Source organism: Lysobacter humi (ex Lee et al. 2017), from assembly GCF_054781815.1.
Genome location: NZ_BAAGTR010000012.1, coordinates 86,687 through 102,756, shown reverse-complemented (window position 1 = coordinate 102,756; position 16,070 = coordinate 86,687). Strand labels below are relative to the sequence as shown.

Sequence of the window (16,070 nt, the reverse complement as noted above, 5' to 3'; positions counted from 1 at the left end):
CGGGCTCGGCGGAGTCGCCGGCCGCGAGGAAACGCCGCGGAAAACCGCGCAATTATGCCGCATCCGGCGGCCGGCCGCCGCTCAGCCGAGGTGCGCGTCCACCGCCGCCGACATCGCCCGCCGCTGGAACGCGAAGTCCCACAGCGTGCCGCCGCGCTGTCGCCACAAAACGGCCGAGCGCACGGCCGCCAGCAGCATCGCCCGCACTTCGCCCACCACCCGCGCCTGGCTGAGGTAGTGCGGATTGCCCTGCACGAGCACGCGCGGGCGTATGCCGCTCAACGTCCGCGCATAGAGGTCTCCGAGCGCCGCCAGCACGTCCGGATGGGTGGGTCCGTCGGCCTCCACGCGCTCGAGCAGGGCCTCGAGGCCGCGACGGACTGCGGCGACCGCCGCCTCGTCCCGCACGAACCGGCGCTCCAGCTGCACGACGGGCATCGCCAGCCGCGGCAGGCTCGCGTCGTCGAGGCGGCCGCCGAGGTAGTCGCGCAGGAGCATCAGCCCGGGACGGACGCCGTCGATGCCGCCGTACACCTCGGCGGTCGAGCGCGCATCGAACCGGAACAGCGATTCGACCGACGTCTCGAGTACGCGCTCGTTCGCCTCGCCCGTGTCAGCGATGCGGCGGACCTGCGCGAGGGCCTGCAGCATGCCGGCGAGCGCGAGCACGCGGTCGTAGATCGGCTCGACGGAGGCGATGGAGGAGGCGATTTCGGAGGACGTGCGGGTCATTCGGCTGGGCTCGTGCCGCGCTCGAGCGGCGCGTCGGTGGTCGCGATGACGGCACCGCCGAGGCATTCGTCGCCGTCGTAGAGCACGACCGACTGTCCCGGCGTCACCGCGCGTTGCGGGCGGGCGAAACGGACGCGGAGGGCGCCGTCCGGCAGGACCTCGACCTCGCAGTCCTCGGCATTCTGCCGGTAGCGTGTCTGCGCCGTGCAGAGGAACCGCGCCGCGGGTGGCGCGCCACCGATCCAGTGCGCCAGCTCCGAGCGCAGCGACGTCGACATCAGCCATGGATTCGCGCTGCCCTGCTCGACGTAGAGGACGTTGGCGGCCACGTCCTTGCCCACGACGTACCAGGGAGCCGGCTCGCGGCCACGCACCCCGCCGAGCGCCAGGCCTTCGCGTTGGCCAAGTGTGAAGTAGAAGACGCCCGGGTGCCGGCCGAGCACCTCGCCGGCCGGCGTCCGGATCTCGCCCTCCCGTGCCGGTAGGTAGCGGCCGAGAAACTCTCGGAAGTCGCGTTCGCCGATGAAGCAGATGCCGGTCGAATCCTTTTTGGCCGCCGTCGGCAGTGCGGCTTCGGCGGCGATCCGGCGGACGTCCGCCTTCGGCAGGTCGCCGAGCGGGAAGAGGGTCGCGGCGAGCTGCGGCTGGCCGAGCTGGTGCAGGAAGTAGGTCTGGTCCTTCGCGGCATCCCGGGCGCGGAGCAGCCGCCAACGGCCGCCGAGATGCGCCACGCGTGCGTAATGCCCGGTGGCGATTCGCTCGGCGCCGAGCGCGTGCGCGGCGTCGAGGAAATGCTTGAACTTGATCTCGCGGTTGCAGAGCACGTCCGGGTTGGGCGTGCGGCCGGCCGCGTACTCGGCGAGAAAGTGCTCGAAGACCCCGTCCCAGTAGGCCTGTGAAAAATCGCGGAAATGGACCTGCAGCCCGAGCCGACCACAGACGGCGACCGCGTCCCGGCGGTCGTCCTCGGCGCGGCAGTCGCCGCTGCCATCGTCCGCCCAGTTGGTCATGAAGAGCCCGGCCACCGGCTCCCCGGCGTCGCGCAGGAGCAGGGCGGCGACCGACGAGTCGACGCCGCCGGACACGCCCACGATCGTCCGCGGCGGGTTGCTCATGCGACCGACTGGACCGCCTCGAGCGGATAGCGACGGCCGCCCAACGCATCCTCGACCACGCGCCAGACCAGCGGGCTGCGATGGCGCGCGGCGTCGGCGCGGAGCTCGGCGGGCGTCATCCAGACGGCGCGGACGATGCCGTCGTCGAGCACGCGTGCAGGGTCGAAGGCGAGTGGCTCGCCCATGAAGGCGAAGCGGATGTAGTGCCGTTCCGCACCGCCGGCGCTCACGGAGGGCGCCTTCCACTGGTAGGCACCGACGAAGGCGGTGAGCCGCACGTCCCAGCCGGTCTCCTCGAGCGCCTCGCGCACGGCGGCGTCGGTCATCGGCTCATCCGGCTCGAGGTGCCCGGCCGGCTGGTTGAGAACGAGCCGGCCCGCGACGCGCTCCTCCACCATCAGGATGCGGCCGTCGTCGATCACCACCGTGGCCACGGTGACGTCGGGCTGCCAGAAGCGGCTCCCGCCTGTCATTCAGAGCGCGTCCTTGCCCGGCGTGAGCTCGGCTTCCATGCGGTCGGCAACCTCGACGGCCGCCTCGAGGGCGTCGCGCAGCTGTTCCGCGCTCGCAGCGGCATCGATCTTCACCACGAAGATCGCGTACCGGCCCTGCTTGACCCAGCCGCCGAGCTTCTGTTCCTGCGCCGATTCGAGCAGGCGGTTGGCGATCGCGGCCGGGAGTGCATCGCCGCTGGCCTCGTAGGCCGGCGACATCACCTCGCGGACCCGCAGTGCACCGTACGTTTCGACCGGTGAGCGCACGTACACGATCTGGCTGCGCTCGCCCTTCTCGCCCGCCTCGAAGACCATCTCGAAGTCGCCGTCCTTGTCGACCTCGTACTTGTAGTCGAGTGACTCGAGCTGCTTGGCCAAGGCGGCGTCGGGCGTCCCCGCGAAGGCGCTGTCGCAGAAGGCGAGACCGAGCAGGGCGAGGATCGGAAAGGTGCGCATCGTCATTGTTTTCCCCTGTGTATGGCGGCCATTCTGCCGGTGCGGGCGCGCGGGCGTCCATGCGGCGGCGGTGGGGCGGGGAGGGCGCTTTATACTGGGCGGATGCCGAAGCAGACCCACCACGAACACCACCACGGCCTCGCGGTCGAGAGCGGCCGGCCGGAAACGGCGCCACCGCCGATGTATTCGGTGCTCTTGCTGAATGACGACTACACGCCGATGGACTTCGTCGTCGACGTCCTGACGCGGTTTTTCTCGATGAATATCGAAAAGGCCACCCAGGTGATGCTCCACGTGCACACGCGCGGCCGCGGCGTATGCGGGGTTTTCACGCGCGAGATTGCCGAATCGAAAGTGTCCCAGGTGAACGAATACGCAAGGCTCAATCAGCATCCCTTGCTGTGCACGATGGAAAAGGCCTAAAAGCGGTTTAAACCGCGGTTTCGGGCCCCATCTCGTACCGCAGACGCTTCGGAGGCTCAAACCATGTTTAGCAAGGATCTCGAGTACAGCATCGGGCAGTGCTACAAGCGCGCCCGGGAAGCTCGCCACGAGTTCATGACCGTCGAGCACCTGCTCCTGGCGCTCCTCGAGAACCCGTCCGCGGAGGGCGTGCTCCGTGCCTGCGAGGCCGACGTGCCGCGCCTGCGCCGCGAGCTCGAAGACGCGATCGCGACGTCCGTCGCGGTCCTGCCCGACGAGAGCGACCGCGACACGCAGCCGACGCTGGGCTTCCAGCGCGTGCTCCAGCGCGCGGTCTACCACGTGCAGTCGTCGGGCAAGAAGGAGGTCACCGGTGCGAACGTGCTGGTGGCGATCTTCGGCGAAAAGGACTCGCACGCGGTCTATTTCCTGAACCAGCAGGACATCGCGCGGCTCGACGTCGTCAACTACCTCTCGCACGGCATCAGCAAGCAGGGCGGCGAGGAGTCCCCGCGCGACGAGAGCGGCGGTTCGGCCGAGGGCGGCGAGGGCGAGGGCAAGGGCGATTCGCTCACCGAGTTCGCGACCAACCTCAACCAGCAGGCCCGCGAGGGCAAGATCGACCCGCTCGTGGGCCGCGCCGACGAGGTCGAGCGCACCATCCAGGTGCTCTGCCGCCGGCGCAAGAACAATCCGCTCTACGTCGGTGAGGCCGGCGTCGGCAAGACCGCGATCGCCGAGGGCCTGGCCAAGCGGATCGTCGACGGCGACGTGCCGGAGGTGCTGCAGGACGCCACGATCTACGCCCTCGACCTGGGTGCGCTGGTGGCGGGCACCAAATACCGCGGCGACTTCGAGAAGCGCCTGAAGTCGGTGCTCACGCAGCTGCGCAAGATCCCGGGCGCGGTGCTCTTCATCGACGAGATCCACACGATCATCGGTGCGGGCTCGGCGTCGGGCGGCACGATGGATGCCTCGAACCTGATCAAGCCGGCACTGTCGTCGGGCGAGCTGCGCTGCATCGGCTCCACCACGTTCCAGGAGTACCGCGGCATCTTCGAGAAGGATCGTGCGCTCGCGCGGCGCTTCCAGAAGATCGACATCGTCGAGCCGACGGTGAGCGAAGCCGTGGAAATCCTCAAGGGTCTCAAGCCCAAGTACGAAGCGCACCATGGCGTGTCCTACGCCGACGACGCGATCCAGGCCGCCGTCGACCTCTCGGTCAAGCACATCGGCGACCGCCTGCTGCCCGACAAGGCCATCGACGTCATCGACGAGGCCGGCGCCCGCCAGCGCCTGCTCCCCGAGGCCGAGCGCAAGCAGATCATCGACGTCGAGGAGGTCGAGCGCATCGTCGCGAAGATGGCGCGCATCCCGGCTAAGCAGGTCACGGCCACCGACAAGGACGTGCTCCGCAACCTCGAGCGCAACCTCAAGATGGTGATCTTCGGCCAGGACCCGGCGATCGACTCGCTGACCTCCGCGATCAAGCTGGCCCGCTCCGGCCTGGGCAATCCCGACAAGCCGATCGGCAACTTCCTCTTCGCCGGGCCCACCGGCGTCGGCAAGACCGAGGTGACCAAGCAGCTCGCGCTGCAGCTGGGCATCGAACTGGTGCGCTTCGACATGTCGGAGTACATGGAGGCCCACTCGGTGAGCCGCCTGATCGGCGCGCCCCCGGGCTACGTCGGCTTCGACCAGGGCGGTCTGCTGACCGAGAAGATCGTCAAGACGCCGCACTGCGTGCTGCTGCTCGACGAGATCGAGAAGGCGCATCCGGACATCTTCAACATCCTGCTGCAGGTGATGGACCGCGGGATGCTGACCGACACCAACGGGCGCGAGGCGAACTTCCGCAACGTGATCCTGGTGATGACGACGAATGCCGGTGCGTCACAGGCGTCGCGCCGTTCGATCGGGTTCACCAAGCAGGACCATGCCTCGGACGCCATGGAAGTCATCCGTCGCAGCTTCTCCCCGGAATTCCGCAACCGCCTCGACGCGGTGGTGCAGTTCCAGGCGCTGGGCATGGACCACATCCTGCGCGTGGTGGACAAGTTCCTGATCGAGCTCGAGTCGCAGCTGCACGAGAAGAACGTGACGCTGTCGACCACGCCCGAAGCCCGCGACTGGCTCGCCCAGAACGGCTTCGACCCGCAGATGGGCGCGCGCCCGATGGCCCGGATCATCCAGGACAACATCAAGCGCCCGCTCGCCGACGAACTGCTGTTCGGCAAGCTGCTGGGTGGTGGCCGCGTGACGATCGACGTGCAGGACGGCAAGCTCGTGGTGAACTCGACCGCGGAGCCCGAGAAGCTGCTTCCGGCGACGATCGAGAACTGAGTCTGCAAGCCTTTATGTGCAGCGCAGAGGGCCGCCACCGTGCGGCCCTCTCTCTTTGACGCGCTGCGGCGTGCCCTGCCGCGCAGAACTTGGGAAAGTCGGCGTGCCCTGGTTCGGGGCTGGACTTTCACCAAGGAGGTGAGCATGAAGCACGCAATCTTCGCCGTCGCACTCGCAGCGCTCGGAATGGCCGGTTTCGCCATGGCGGGCACGAAGGCGCCCGAGCGCCAGGTCGCACAGAGCTCGACGGCGTGCGCCGAGTGCTACAACAAGTGGATGCAGTGCGGCGGTGGTTCCGACGACTACTGCACGATGCGCTACGAGATCTGCATGCGGCAGAACCGCTGCGGCACGGACGACTCGACCGCGAGCGCCTTCGCGCCGCAGAAGCAGAAGCGCGTCCAATCGCCCGTCGTGAACTGAGCAACAAAAAAGGCCAGGGATCGTCCCTGGCCTTTTTGCATGAGCCGGTGACGGCTCACTTCATGCGGTAGGTGATACGGCCCTTCGTGAGGTCGTAGGGCGTCATCTCGACCTTGACCCGGTCACCGGTGAGGATGCGGATGTAGTTCTTCCGCATGCGACCGGAGATGTGGGCAATGATCTCGTGGCCGTTTTCGAGGCGAACGCGGAACATCGTGTTCGGAAGGGTCTCCGACACGGTGCCTTCGAATTCGATCACATCGTCTTTTGCCATGGGTTCCTGTCGGCTCGCTGGGCGTATCGCCCGGGTGAAGCCGTGGATTGTGCCACGCGGGGCGGACGGCGCGCAAAACGGCCGGCGGGCCGGGAAGCGGCCGTTCACTCCGGTTGAGCGGCGAGGCGCGCGGCAGGGAAGTCCCCGAATGCGATGCTCCACGAGCCGGATCGACCGGGCCGCTGGACCAGCGGTGCCAGGGTCGCAAGGAATCGCTCGCGCGGCCATCGCTCCGCGCCCAGGCGGAGCAGGTGGTCGTTCTCCACCTGCGCATCGATCAGCGGCCAGCCCCAGGCGCGGAGCATCGACGCGAGTGCCGCGATCGCGACCTTCGAGCCGTCCGGCACCCGGCTGAACATGCTCTCCCCGAAGAACGCCTCGCCGATCGCGACGCCATAGATGCCACCGACCAGCGTCTCGTCGTCGAAGACTTCGACGGAATGGGCGTGGCCGAGACGGTGCAGTTCCTCGTAGGCCTCGATCATCGATGCCGTGATCCACGTGCCCGGCTGGCCGGCGCGGGGTATGCGGGCGCAGGTCCGGATCACGTCGCCGAACGCCGTATCCGCGCGGACGATCCAGGTCGACGTGCGGAGGGCGCGCCGGAAGCGCCTCGATTGCGCGACACGATCGGTGCGGAACACGGCGCGTGGATCGGGCGACCACCACAGCGGCGGCTGGCCTTCCGAGAACCACGGGAAGACGCCGGCGCGGTAGGCGTTGAGCAGGCGTGTCGTCGAGAGATCGCCGCCTGCCGCGAGCAGGCCGTCGGGATCGCGGAGGGCGAGCGCGGGATCGGGGAAGCCCGCGGCCGGGTCGTCGTCGAGCCAGATCAGTCCGCGCAGGCTCACTCGCCGCACCGAAAGGGCGTGGAGCCCTGCAGGCGCGATGCATACCCGCGCACGGCCTCGGCCTCGTCCGTACACCAGTCGCGCAGCGCGTCGCGGAACGCCGGCTCGTCGATCCAGTGCCGACTGCGGACGAGCGTGGGCAGGAAGCCGCGCGCGAGCTTGTGCTCACCCTGCGCGCCCGGCTCGAACCGGGTCAGGCCCTCGCGCAGGCAGTAGTCGACGCCCTGGTAGTAGCAGGCCTCGAAGTGCAGGCCCGGATGTTGCTCGACGGCGCCCCAGTAGCGGCCGTACAGGGTGTCGGCACCGCGCAGGGACAGCGCGCCGGCGATCGGCGAGCCGTCGCGGTCGGCAAGCACGAGCACCAGTTGGCGGGGCATTTCGCGCGCGAGGTGGTGGAAGAAGTCGAGCGTGAGCGCGGGGCGATTGCCGTACTCGGCGAACGTCGTCCGGTAGAAGCGATGCATCGCCGCGAGGTCGTCGTCCGTCGCCTCGTCCCCGTGCAGGACGCGGAACGTGAGCCCGGAGCGTACGACCTTCGCGCGCTCCTGCCGGATGTTCTTGCGGTGGCGATGGTCCATCGCCGCGAGGTAGTCGTCGAAACCACGCCAATCGCCCGGATTGCGCCAGTGGTACTGGACGTCGACGCGCGCGAGCCAGCCATCACCGAACGCGTCCTCGTCCGACTCGACATGGAAATTGACGTGGGCCGACGAGAACCCCTCCGTCGTGCACGCTGCCCCGAGCTGCTCGACCAGCGCTCGTCGCAGTTCCGGCGTCGACGCCAGCAGCCGCGGGCCGGTGACGGGTGAGTAGGGGACGCCACAGAGCAGCTTGGGGTAGTAATGCAGGCCATAGCGGGCGTAGGCCTGGGCCCAGCCGTGGTCGAAGACGAACTCGCCATGCGAGTTCGTCTTGACGTAACAGGGGGCTGCAGCGACCAGGGCGTCGCCCGCCCAGAGCGTGAGGTGCCGCGGCTGCCAGCCGAGCGCCGACTGGAGCGAGCCGGTCGACTCGAGCCCTGCGAGGAAGGCGTGGCAGACGAAGGGATGCTCGGTCCCCGTGAGTGCGTCCCATGCCGCGGCCGGCACGGCATGCAGGCCGTCGAGCCATCGGGCCTTGAGCGCGACGTCAGCGGTCATCAGATGCCGCCGCCGCGCGCGGCCTCAGGCCTTGTCGAGATAGCGTTCCGCATCGAGCGCGGCCATGCAGCCCGAGCCGGCGGAGGTGATCGCCTGGCGATAGACCTGGTCGGCGACGTCGCCGGCGGCGAACACGCCCGGGACGGAGGTGAGCGTGGCGTCGCCCTCGAGCCCCGTGCGCACCTGGATGTAGCCGTTGCGCATGTCGAGCTGGCCTTCGAACAACGCGGTGTTCGGCGTGTGGCCGATCGCGACGAAGAAGCCATGGACCGGGATTTCCCTCAGGCTGCCGTCCTGCGTGGACCGCACGCGCAGCCCGGTGACGCCGGCCTCGTTGCCGAGGACCTCGTCGACCTCGTGGTGCCAGACCGTCTCGATCTTGCCGGCCTGCACCTTCGCGAAGAGCTTGTCCTGCATGATCTTCTCGGCGCGCAGCGTGTCGCGGCGGTGCACCAGGTAGACCTTGCGGGCGATGTTGGAGAGGTACAGCGCTTCTTCGACCGCGGTATTGCCGCCGCCGACCACGGCGACGTCCTGGTCCTTGTAGAAGAAGCCGTCGCAGGTGGCGCAGGCGGAGACGCCGCGGCCCTTGTAGGCCTCCTCGGAGGGCAGGCCGAGGTACTTGGCGGTCGCGCCCGTCGCGATGATCAGCGCGTCGCAGGTGTACTCGCCGCTGTCGCCGCGCAGGCGGAACGGGCGCTGCGAGAGGTCCGCCGTGTGGACGTGGTCGAAGATGACCTCGGTATTGAAGCGCTCGGCATGCGCCTGCATGCGCGCCATCAGGTCCGGACCCATGAGCCCGTGCGGGTCGCCCGGCCAGTTGTCGACCTCGGTGGTCGTCATGAGCTGGCCGCCCATCTGCAGCCCGGTGATCACCGTCGGCTTGAGGTTGGCGCGTGCGGCGTAGACGGCGGCGGTCCAGCCGGCGGGGCCGGAGCCGAGAATGATCAGCCGCGAGTGCTTCGAAAGGGTCATGGATATAATGGCGCGTTATGTGATGCGGCCGTTTCGGCACGTGGAACGATGACGGGGCTCCGGCATCATTCCGCCGCCGTGATCGGACGACAGGGATCGCCATAGCTTGGCGACCGCATGACGGCAACACAAGGCGCGGTGGCGAAACGCCGCGACCCATCCCCGCAGAACCTCGCCCCTGCCGCACTCCGGTGCCGACGGGCGTCCACGGAGACCGCAATGCGTATCGGTGTACCCAAGGAAACCAAGACCCTCGAAGGGCGCGTCGCGCTCGTCCCGGCCGCGGCCGGCGATCTCGTCAAGCGCGGCCACGAGGTGTGGCTCGAGCAGGGCGCAGGGCTCAAGAGCGGTTTCAAGGACGAGGAGTACACCCGTCTGGGCGTGAACATCGCGCCCGATGCGGCCGCCCTGTACGAGAAGGGCGAGATGATCGTGAAGGTGAAGGAGCCGATCGCCGGCGATCTTCAGCACCTGCGCCGCGACCATCTGCTGTTCTGCTACCTGCACCTCGCCGCCGAGCCGGCGCTCACGAAGCACCTGCTCGACATCGGCCTGACAGGTGTCGCCTTCGAGACCGTCGAGCTGCCGAACGGCGACCTGCCGCTGCTGGCGCCGATGTCGGTCATCGCCGGCAAGATCGGCGTGCAGGTCGGCACGCACCTGCTGCACCAGCCCATGGGCGGCAAGGGCAAGCTGCTGGGCGGCCTCGCCGCCACCGAGCGCGGCAAGGTCGTGGTGTTCGGCGCGGGCAAGGCCGGCGGCGCGTCGGCGGCCCTCGCGGCGTCGGCCGGCGCAAACGTCACCGTCTTCGAGATGCGCACCGACCGCCAGGAAGAGATGATGCGCCTGGGCAACAACGTCACGGCGCTCTATCCGTACCACGACGTCGTCGCGCGCGAAGTGCGCTCGGCCGACCTCGTGATCGGCGCCGTGCTGATCACCGGCGCCAAGGCGCCGCACGTGATGACGCGCGAGATGCTGCGCGACATGGAGGACGGCTCGGTGGTCGTCGACATCGCGATCGACCAGGGCGGCTGCTTCGAGACCTCGCGCCCGACCACCTGGAAGGAGCCGACCTACGTGGAGGAGGGCGTGACCCACTTCTGCGTGACGAACATGCCGGGTGCGGTGCCGCAGACCTCGTCGCAGGCGATCTGCGCCGCGATCCTGCCGTGGGTCAACAAGCTCGCGGCCGGCAACTGGCGCGACAACCCGGCGCTGATCCGCGGCATCAACGTGGAAGGCGGCCAGATCGTGCATCCGGCGCTGCAGGGCATGGCGCTGTAATCGACGGTGTCGCCCCTTCGCGTGGATCGCCGGCCTCGTGCCGGCGATCTGCGTTCCGGGTGTTGAAGCGGCCGGAGCGCCGGGTTCGTGGCGCGGGTTTTCACGTATATTCAACGACTAAGACGCTCGATCTAAGGCAGCACCTCACGTGGCGCAGGCACCCGCGGCGAGCCGCAAGAAGACATCCGCTCCTCCCGCCCGACCGGCGCCGTCGCCGCGCCGGCAGCGCATGGCGCGCGATATCGCGCTGATCTTCATTGCGCCGGCGCTGCTGTACCTCGTCGCCTGCCTGTTCACGTATTCGCCGCAGGATCCGGGCTGGTCGACCGCCGGGTCTGTGACCGCGCCGCTGCACAACCTCGGTGGCATCGTGGGCGCGAAGGTCGCCGACGTGCTGATGAACCTGTTCGGCTTCGCGGCCTATCTGCTGCCCGTGATCCTCGGCGCGGTCGCATGGTTCGCGATGTTCTCGAAGGAAGGCGAGGGCGAGCAGTCGGATCTCGGCCCCGCGCTGCGCCTCGTCGGCCTGGTCGCGTTCTTCGTCGCGATGACCGGGCTGCTGCACCTTCGCCTGGGGGCGGAGGACCTCACGCGCGCCGGGGGCATCCTCGGACAGCTCGTCGGACGCTCGCTCGCCCGCGGCTTCGGGCACCTCGGCGGCAACCTGTTCCTGCTCGCGCTGCTGCTCACCGCGGTGACGCTCGCGACCGGGCTCTCCTGGCTCGCCGTGATGGACCGTCTCGGGCAGTGGGCGCTCGCGACGGGGCCTCTGTTCTCGCGCCTGTTCCGCCGCGGGGCACGGGAGGTCGAGGTGCGGCGCGAGGTGCGCGTCCTGCGCGAGGAGCGCGAGCAGGTCCGCAAGGTCGAGACCGAGAAGCGCGAGAAGCGCGCGCCGGTGAAGATCGAGCCGCCGCCCGCGCCCGTGGTGGAGAAGAGCGAGCGTGCGAAGCGGGAGCAGCAGATTCCGCTCTTCCACGTGCCCGATGGCACCGGTATCCCACCGTTGGCGCTGCTGGATGATCCCAAGCCGCAGCCGAAGGGCTACGACCCGGAGACGCTCGAGACGCTCTCGCGCCAGATTGAGTTCAAACTCAAGGACTTCCGGATCGATGCTCACGTGGTGGGTGCGTATCCGGGCCCGGTCATCACGCGCTTCGAGATCGAGCCGGCGCCGGGCATCAAGGTCAGCCAGATTTCCAGCCTGGACAAAGACATAGCGCGCGGACTTTCAGTGAAGTCCGTGCGCGTGGTGGACGTGATCCCGGGCAAGTCGGTGATCGGCCTGGAGATCCCGAACGTCAACCGGGAAATGATCTACCTGTCCGAGCTCCTGCGATCCAAGGAGTACGACAAGTCGGCGAGCCCGCTCACGCTCGCGCTCGGCAAGGACATCGCCGGCCGGCCGACCGTCGCCGACCTCGCGCGCATGCCGCACCTGCTCGTCGCCGGTACCACCGGCTCGGGCAAGTCGGTCGCGGTGAACGCGATGGTGCTCTCGCTGCTCTACAAGGCGTCCGCGAAGGACGTGCGGGTGCTGATGATCGACCCGAAGATGCTGGAGCTCTCGGTCTACCAGGGAATCCCGCACCTGCTCGCGCCAGTGGTCACCGACATGAAGGAGGCCGCGAACGGCTTGCGCTGGTGCGTGGCGGAAATGGAGCGCCGCTACAAGCTCATGTCGGCGGTCGGCGTGCGCAACCTGTCGGGCTTCAACAAGAAGGTGACCGACGCGATCAACGCGGGCCAGCCGCTGATGGACCCGCTGTTCCGGCCGAACGCCGAGGCCGGCGAAGTGCCGCGCGAGCTCGAGCCGCTGCCCTACATCGTCATCTTCATCGACGAATTCGCCGACATGATGATGATCGTCGGCAAGAAGGTCGAAGAGCTGATCGCCCGGCTCGCGCAGAAGTCGCGCGCGGCCGGCATGCATCTCATCCTCGCGACCCAGCGCCCGTCGGTGGACGTGATCACGGGCCTGATCAAGGCCAACATTCCGACGCGCATCGCCTTCCAGGTCTCCAGCAAGATCGACTCGCGCACGATCCTCGACCAGTCCGGCGCCGAGACCCTGCTGGGCCACGGCGACATGCTCTACATGCCGCCCGGTACCTCGATGCCCGAGCGCGTGCATGGTGCGTTCGTGTCGGACGAGGAGGTGCACCGGGTGGTCGAGCACCTCAAGCAGATCGGCGGCGGCCCGGACTACATCGAGGGCGTGCTCGAGGAAGTGCAGACGATGGGCGACGGCGTGGTCGTCGGCCCGACCGGGCTGCCCGAGAGCAGCGGCGGGGGCGGGGACGAGTCCGATCCGCTCTACGACGAGGCGGTGAAGATCGTGACCGAGAGCCGCCGCGCCTCGATCTCGGGCGTGCAGCGACGCCTGAAGATCGGCTACAACCGCGCCGCGCGCCTGATCGAGGCGATGGAAGCCGCGGGCGTCGTGAGCCCGCCCGAGCACAACGGCGACCGCAGCGTACTCGCGCCGCCGCCGCCCAAGAACTGAACAGGGCGCCTCGCGCGTTGCGGGGCTCTCGCTCCGTTCATCCAATTCAGGTCAGACTCGCCGCAGTTTTCGAGGAGACGACCCATGCGTGCCCTTTCGATCATTGCCGCCGGCCTGATGCTCGCCACCGGCACCGCGTCCGCTGGTGCGCGCGATGACTTCGCCGCGTTCACCAAGGGGCTGAAGTCCCTGGATGGCCGCTTCAGCCAGCAGGTCTTCGACCCGAAGGGGAAGCTGAAGGAGAAGTCCGCGGGCCGTGTCGCGCTCGCCGCGCCGCGCCATTTCCGCTGGGAATACTCGACGCCCTACCCGCAGCAGGTGATCGCGGACGGGCGCACGGTCTGGATCTACGAGCCGGACCTGCAGCAGGTGACCAAGCGCCCGCAGGGTGCCGAGGAGCGGAACAGCCCGCTCACGGCGCTGCTCGATCCGAAGCGGCTCGAGGCGCAGTTCGCGGTGCGCGAGGCCGGCGTATCGGACGGCCTGGAGTGGCTCGCGCTCACGCCAAGGGGCGAGGGCACGGCGGCCGGCGTTCGCAGCGCTCGGCTGGGATTCAAGGCGGGCGGCCTGGTGCGCATGCAGGTCATCGACCAGCTCGGCCAGCGCACCGAGATCTCGTTCGCCGGCTGGAAGCGCAACGCGGTGCTGCCGCCGAGCACCTTCCGTTTCGCGCCGCCGAAGGGCGTGGACGTGATCGGCGGCTGAGCGCTCCGTGCGAACGGTATAGAGGGCGGCCTAGTGCCGCCCTTTTGCGTTTCGGCCGCTGCCGATGAATGCTCGTCCAACGGGGCAAGAGCCTGACTTAACCGTTTGGAAATACAGGGAATATCATCCGCCTCCTATCACGGCTCGTGCACGCCTGCGATCCGAGAGTGGCCCCGTGGCGCACGTCGGCGCCTGCAGGGGGTTCCACCATGGTCCGTTCCGTCCTTCTCTCGCTGGGCGCCATCTCCACGCTGGCGGTGGGCTCGCTCGTCGCGGGCGCCGACCCGGGGCCAGTCGCTGTGCCGCGCGCCGTCAATAGCGTGCAGCAGGCGGACGAGACGATGGTGCTGGAGGACGTGGTCGCCGCGGCGGTGATCGGCAGCATCTCTCGCCAGTTCGACACGGCGGACGTCGTGGTCAGGCTCGATAAGGTCGATGCAGTGCCGGCCAGCATTCAGGACCGTCAGGTGGTGGGCACAGGGCGCCTCCAGCTCGCTGGCGATCCGACCTGGATCCCGTTCCGTTTCGCCGCGCTCTATGACACCGCGAGCGCGGAGGTGACCTATCCCCAGCTCCAGCTGGGTGACGGGCAGGGCGCGGGCTCGCAGCTGCAGCCGGCGCTCGCGCGCTCGCTGGATCGCGCGATTGGCGGCGCACTCCGCGCCGAATTCGCCGACCAGCCGGTGGCCTGGTCGCTCGCCCGCGCGAGCGCCGCGCCGACCGGGCGCTACCTGCTCGTCGAGGCCGACGGCCTTGCCGACTTCGGGGCCGAGGGCACCGCGCCGACGCGGGTGCAGGCGCTGTACGACGCCCGCGAGGGCCGCTGGCTGCGCGTGAACTACGAGCTGGGGGTAGACCCCTCGTTCGAGACGCCGGCCGTCGCCAGCCTTTGATCCGCCGCTGCTAAGGTGGGCGCCGGTCGATGACACCGGCGCACCGTGCCCTCCCGCAGAACCGTCCGCCCACCCGTAGCCGACACCGGCCCCGACGCCCTGCGCCCGCTCGCGGAGCGCATGCGTCCGCGCACGCTCGACGACATGGTCGGCCAGCGCAGGCTTCTCGCGCCCGGCACCGCGCTCCGTCGCGCGGTCGAGGGCGGGCGGGTGCATTCGATGATCCTGTGGGGCCCGCCGGGCTGCGGCAAGACGACGCTCGCGCTGCTTCTGGCCCGTTATGCGGACGCCGAGTTTCGCGCGATCTCCGCGGTGCTGAGCGGGCTGGCCGACGTCCGGCAGGTGCTCGGGGAGGCGGCCGAGCTCTTCGCCGACGGGCGTCGCACGGTGCTGTTCGTCGACGAGGTGCACCGCTTCAACAAGGCGCAGCAGGATGCATTCCTGCCCGCGATCGAGCGCGGCACGATCACCTTCGTGGGCGCCACCACCGAGAACCCGTCCTTCGAGCTCAACTCCGCCTTGCTCTCGCGCTGCCGCGTTCACGTGATGGACGCGGTCTCCACGGAGGACCTCGTCGACGCGCTCCGCCGCGCGCTCGCGGATAGCGAGAGCGGCCTGGGCGCGCACGGGCTCCGCATCGACGACGAGGCGCTCGCCTCCATCGCCCGCGCGGCCGACGGGGACGTGCGTCGCGCACTGACGCTGCTGGAGATCGCCGCCGAACTGGCTTCGGGCGGCGACGGCACGATCGATGCGCCCCTCCTCGCGCAGGTGCTCGCGGACCGCACCCGTCGCTTCGACAAGGGCGGCGAGCAGTTCTACGACCAGATCTCGGCGCTGCACAAGTCGGTGCGCAGCTCCAATCCCGACGCCGCGCTCTACTGGCTCGCGCGCATGCTCGACGGTGGGGCGGACCCGCACTACCTGGCGCGGCGCATCACGCGCATGGCGGTGGAGGACGTCGGCCTCGCGGACCCGCGCGCGCTCGAGATGGCGATCGACGCCTGGGAGACCCACGACCGGCTCGGAAGCCCGGAAGGCGACCTCGCGCTGGCGCAGGTCGTGATCTACATGGCCACCACCGCGAAGTCGAATGCCGGTTATGTCGCATGGGGCGAGGCACGCGGCGACGTGCATCGGCACGGCACGCAGGACGTGCCTCTGCACCTGCGCAATGCACCGACCGGGCTCATGAAGTCGCTCGGCTATTCGAAGGGCTACCGCTACGACCACGATGCCGAGGGCGGCGTGGCGCTCGAGCAGACGGGCTTTCCGGACGCGATGGGCGAGCGCGTCTATTACCGGCCGGTCGATCGGGGACTGGAGATCAAGCTCGGCGAGAAGCTCGGGCGGCTGCGTGCCCTGCGGGCGGAGGCGCGCGGTGATGTGCAGAAACCGGGTACGGCCACGGAATAGGGCGCCGGCTCGTCATCCGTTTCGCGCGCCTGGTGTGCGGC

Annotated in this window: 16 protein-coding genes; 8 read left to right on the top strand and 8 right to left on the bottom strand. The window is 69.1% G+C overall.

Going from position 1 to position 16,070, the window contains the following annotated elements:
• Positions 1-81 precede the first annotated feature (81 nt).
• From ACYVJJ_RS11550 to ACYVJJ_RS11535, 4 genes are read right to left on the bottom strand one after another with little or no spacing between them, the layout of a single operon-like run.
• Positions 82-732: a lysogenization protein HflD gene (locus tag ACYVJJ_RS11550; RefSeq protein ID WP_460833730.1), complete on the bottom strand. Its 651-nt coding sequence runs from the start codon at positions 730-732 to the stop codon at positions 82-84.
• Entirely contained in the window at positions 729-1,847 is a 1,119-nt protein-coding gene (gene mnmA, locus ACYVJJ_RS11545) for a tRNA 2-thiouridine(34) synthase MnmA (protein ID WP_460833729.1), read from the bottom strand. Before mnmA ends, ACYVJJ_RS11550 begins: the two co-directional genes overlap by 4 nt.
• Complete coding sequence (locus ACYVJJ_RS11540) at positions 1,844-2,320, bottom strand: NUDIX hydrolase (protein WP_460833727.1); 477 nt, start codon at positions 2,318-2,320, stop codon at positions 1,844-1,846. Before ACYVJJ_RS11540 ends, mnmA begins: the two co-directional genes overlap by 4 nt.
• The gene (locus ACYVJJ_RS11535) at positions 2,321-2,803 is read right to left on the bottom strand and encodes a hypothetical protein (RefSeq protein ID WP_460833725.1); all 483 of its coding nucleotides are present in this window, start codon (positions 2,801-2,803) and stop codon (positions 2,321-2,323) included. It abuts the gene before it with no gap.
• 96 nt (positions 2,804-2,899) lie between these two features.
• Here ACYVJJ_RS11535 and clpS point away from each other — a divergent pair, with 96 nt between their 5' ends.
• From clpS to ACYVJJ_RS11520, 3 genes are all read left to right on the top strand, one after another.
• Complete coding sequence (gene clpS / locus ACYVJJ_RS11530) at positions 2,900-3,220, top strand: ATP-dependent Clp protease adapter ClpS (RefSeq protein WP_460833723.1); 321 nt, start codon at positions 2,900-2,902, stop codon at positions 3,218-3,220.
• A gap of 63 nt (positions 3,221-3,283) precedes the next feature.
• Positions 3,284-5,563, top strand: a complete 2,280-nt coding sequence (gene clpA, locus ACYVJJ_RS11525) for an ATP-dependent Clp protease ATP-binding subunit ClpA (RefSeq protein WP_460833721.1) — start codon at positions 3,284-3,286, stop codon at positions 5,561-5,563.
• A 144-nt stretch (positions 5,564-5,707) separates the two neighbouring features.
• Entirely contained in the window at positions 5,708-5,986 is a 279-nt protein-coding gene (locus ACYVJJ_RS11520) for a hypothetical protein (protein ID WP_460833719.1), read from the top strand.
• 55 nt (positions 5,987-6,041) lie between these two features.
• On the opposite strand, the gene infA is transcribed toward ACYVJJ_RS11520, so the two are convergent.
• The 4 genes from infA to trxB all read right to left on the bottom strand — a co-directional run bounded on the left by infA (position 6,042) and on the right by trxB (position 9,225).
• The gene (gene infA / locus ACYVJJ_RS11515; RefSeq protein ID WP_027083105.1) at positions 6,042-6,260 is read right to left on the bottom strand and encodes a translation initiation factor IF-1; all 219 of its coding nucleotides are present in this window, start codon (positions 6,258-6,260) and stop codon (positions 6,042-6,044) included.
• A gap of 104 nt (positions 6,261-6,364) precedes the next feature.
• Positions 6,365-7,111: a leucyl/phenylalanyl-tRNA--protein transferase gene (gene aat, locus ACYVJJ_RS11510; protein ID WP_460833717.1), complete on the bottom strand. Its 747-nt coding sequence runs from the start codon at positions 7,109-7,111 to the stop codon at positions 6,365-6,367.
• Positions 7,108-8,250: a GNAT family N-acetyltransferase gene (locus ACYVJJ_RS11505; RefSeq protein ID WP_460833716.1), complete on the bottom strand. Its 1,143-nt coding sequence runs from the start codon at positions 8,248-8,250 to the stop codon at positions 7,108-7,110. The genes aat and ACYVJJ_RS11505 overlap by 4 nt, the downstream gene beginning before the upstream one ends.
• A 24-nt stretch (positions 8,251-8,274) precedes the next feature.
• Positions 8,275-9,225: a thioredoxin-disulfide reductase gene (trxB, locus tag ACYVJJ_RS11500; protein WP_460833714.1), complete on the bottom strand. Its 951-nt coding sequence runs from the start codon at positions 9,223-9,225 to the stop codon at positions 8,275-8,277.
• Between the two features lie 219 nt (positions 9,226-9,444).
• On the opposite strand from trxB, the gene ACYVJJ_RS11495 reads away from it, so the two are divergent.
• The 5 genes from ACYVJJ_RS11495 to ACYVJJ_RS11475 all read left to right on the top strand — a co-directional run bounded on the left by ACYVJJ_RS11495 (position 9,445) and on the right by ACYVJJ_RS11475 (position 16,029).
• Positions 9,445-10,512, top strand: a complete 1,068-nt coding sequence (locus tag ACYVJJ_RS11495) for an alanine dehydrogenase (protein ID WP_460833712.1) — start codon at positions 9,445-9,447, stop codon at positions 10,510-10,512.
• 229 nt (positions 10,513-10,741) lie between these two features.
• Positions 10,742-13,015, top strand: coding sequence for a DNA translocase FtsK (locus ACYVJJ_RS11490; protein WP_460833710.1), 2,274 nt, complete (start codon positions 10,742-10,744; stop codon positions 13,013-13,015).
• An 84-nt stretch (positions 13,016-13,099) separates the two neighbouring features.
• A complete protein-coding gene (lolA, locus tag ACYVJJ_RS11485; protein ID WP_460833709.1) occupies positions 13,100-13,720 on the top strand; it encodes an outer membrane lipoprotein chaperone LolA in 621 nt (206 codons plus the stop codon).
• A 209-nt stretch (positions 13,721-13,929) separates the two neighbouring features.
• Complete coding sequence (locus ACYVJJ_RS11480) at positions 13,930-14,613, top strand: hypothetical protein (protein WP_460833707.1); 684 nt, start codon at positions 13,930-13,932, stop codon at positions 14,611-14,613.
• A 120-nt stretch (positions 14,614-14,733) separates the two neighbouring features.
• On the top strand, positions 14,734-16,029 hold the full coding sequence (locus ACYVJJ_RS11475; protein ID WP_460833705.1) for a replication-associated recombination protein A: 1,296 nt from the start codon (positions 14,734-14,736) through the stop codon (positions 16,027-16,029).
• Positions 16,030-16,070 lie beyond the last annotated feature (41 nt).

Bases quoted from the DNA above. Each gene is read 5' to 3' on its own strand.
- ACYVJJ_RS11550 (WP_460833730.1), bottom strand. From the start codon at position 732: ATGACCCGCACGTCCTCCGAAATCGCCTCCTCCATCGCCTCCGTCGAG.
- mnmA (WP_460833729.1), bottom strand. From the start codon at position 1,847: ATGAGCAACCCGCCGCGGACGATCGTGGGCGTGTCCGGCGGCGTCGAC.
- ACYVJJ_RS11540 (WP_460833727.1), bottom strand. From the start codon at position 2,320: ATGACAGGCGGGAGCCGCTTCTGGCAGCCCGACGTCACCGTGGCCACG.
- ACYVJJ_RS11535 (WP_460833725.1), bottom strand. From the start codon at position 2,803: ATGACGATGCGCACCTTTCCGATCCTCGCCCTGCTCGGTCTCGCCTTC.
- clpS (WP_460833723.1), top strand. From the start codon at position 2,900: ATGCCGAAGCAGACCCACCACGAACACCACCACGGCCTCGCGGTCGAG.
- clpA (WP_460833721.1), top strand. From the start codon at position 3,284: ATGTTTAGCAAGGATCTCGAGTACAGCATCGGGCAGTGCTACAAGCGC.
- ACYVJJ_RS11520 (WP_460833719.1), top strand. From the start codon at position 5,708: ATGAAGCACGCAATCTTCGCCGTCGCACTCGCAGCGCTCGGAATGGCC.
- infA (WP_027083105.1), bottom strand. From the start codon at position 6,260: ATGGCAAAAGACGATGTGATCGAATTCGAAGGCACCGTGTCGGAGACC.
- ACYVJJ_RS11505 (WP_460833716.1), bottom strand. From the start codon at position 8,250: ATGACCGCTGACGTCGCGCTCAAGGCCCGATGGCTCGACGGCCTGCAT.
- trxB (WP_460833714.1), bottom strand. From the start codon at position 9,225: ATGACCCTTTCGAAGCACTCGCGGCTGATCATTCTCGGCTCCGGCCCC.
- ACYVJJ_RS11495 (WP_460833712.1), top strand. From the start codon at position 9,445: ATGCGTATCGGTGTACCCAAGGAAACCAAGACCCTCGAAGGGCGCGTC.
- ACYVJJ_RS11490 (WP_460833710.1), top strand. From the start codon at position 10,742: ATGGCGCGCGATATCGCGCTGATCTTCATTGCGCCGGCGCTGCTGTAC.
- lolA (WP_460833709.1), top strand. From the start codon at position 13,100: ATGCGTGCCCTTTCGATCATTGCCGCCGGCCTGATGCTCGCCACCGGC.
- ACYVJJ_RS11480 (WP_460833707.1), top strand. From the start codon at position 13,930: ATGGTCCGTTCCGTCCTTCTCTCGCTGGGCGCCATCTCCACGCTGGCG.
- ACYVJJ_RS11475 (WP_460833705.1), top strand. From the start codon at position 14,734: ATGCGTCCGCGCACGCTCGACGACATGGTCGGCCAGCGCAGGCTTCTC.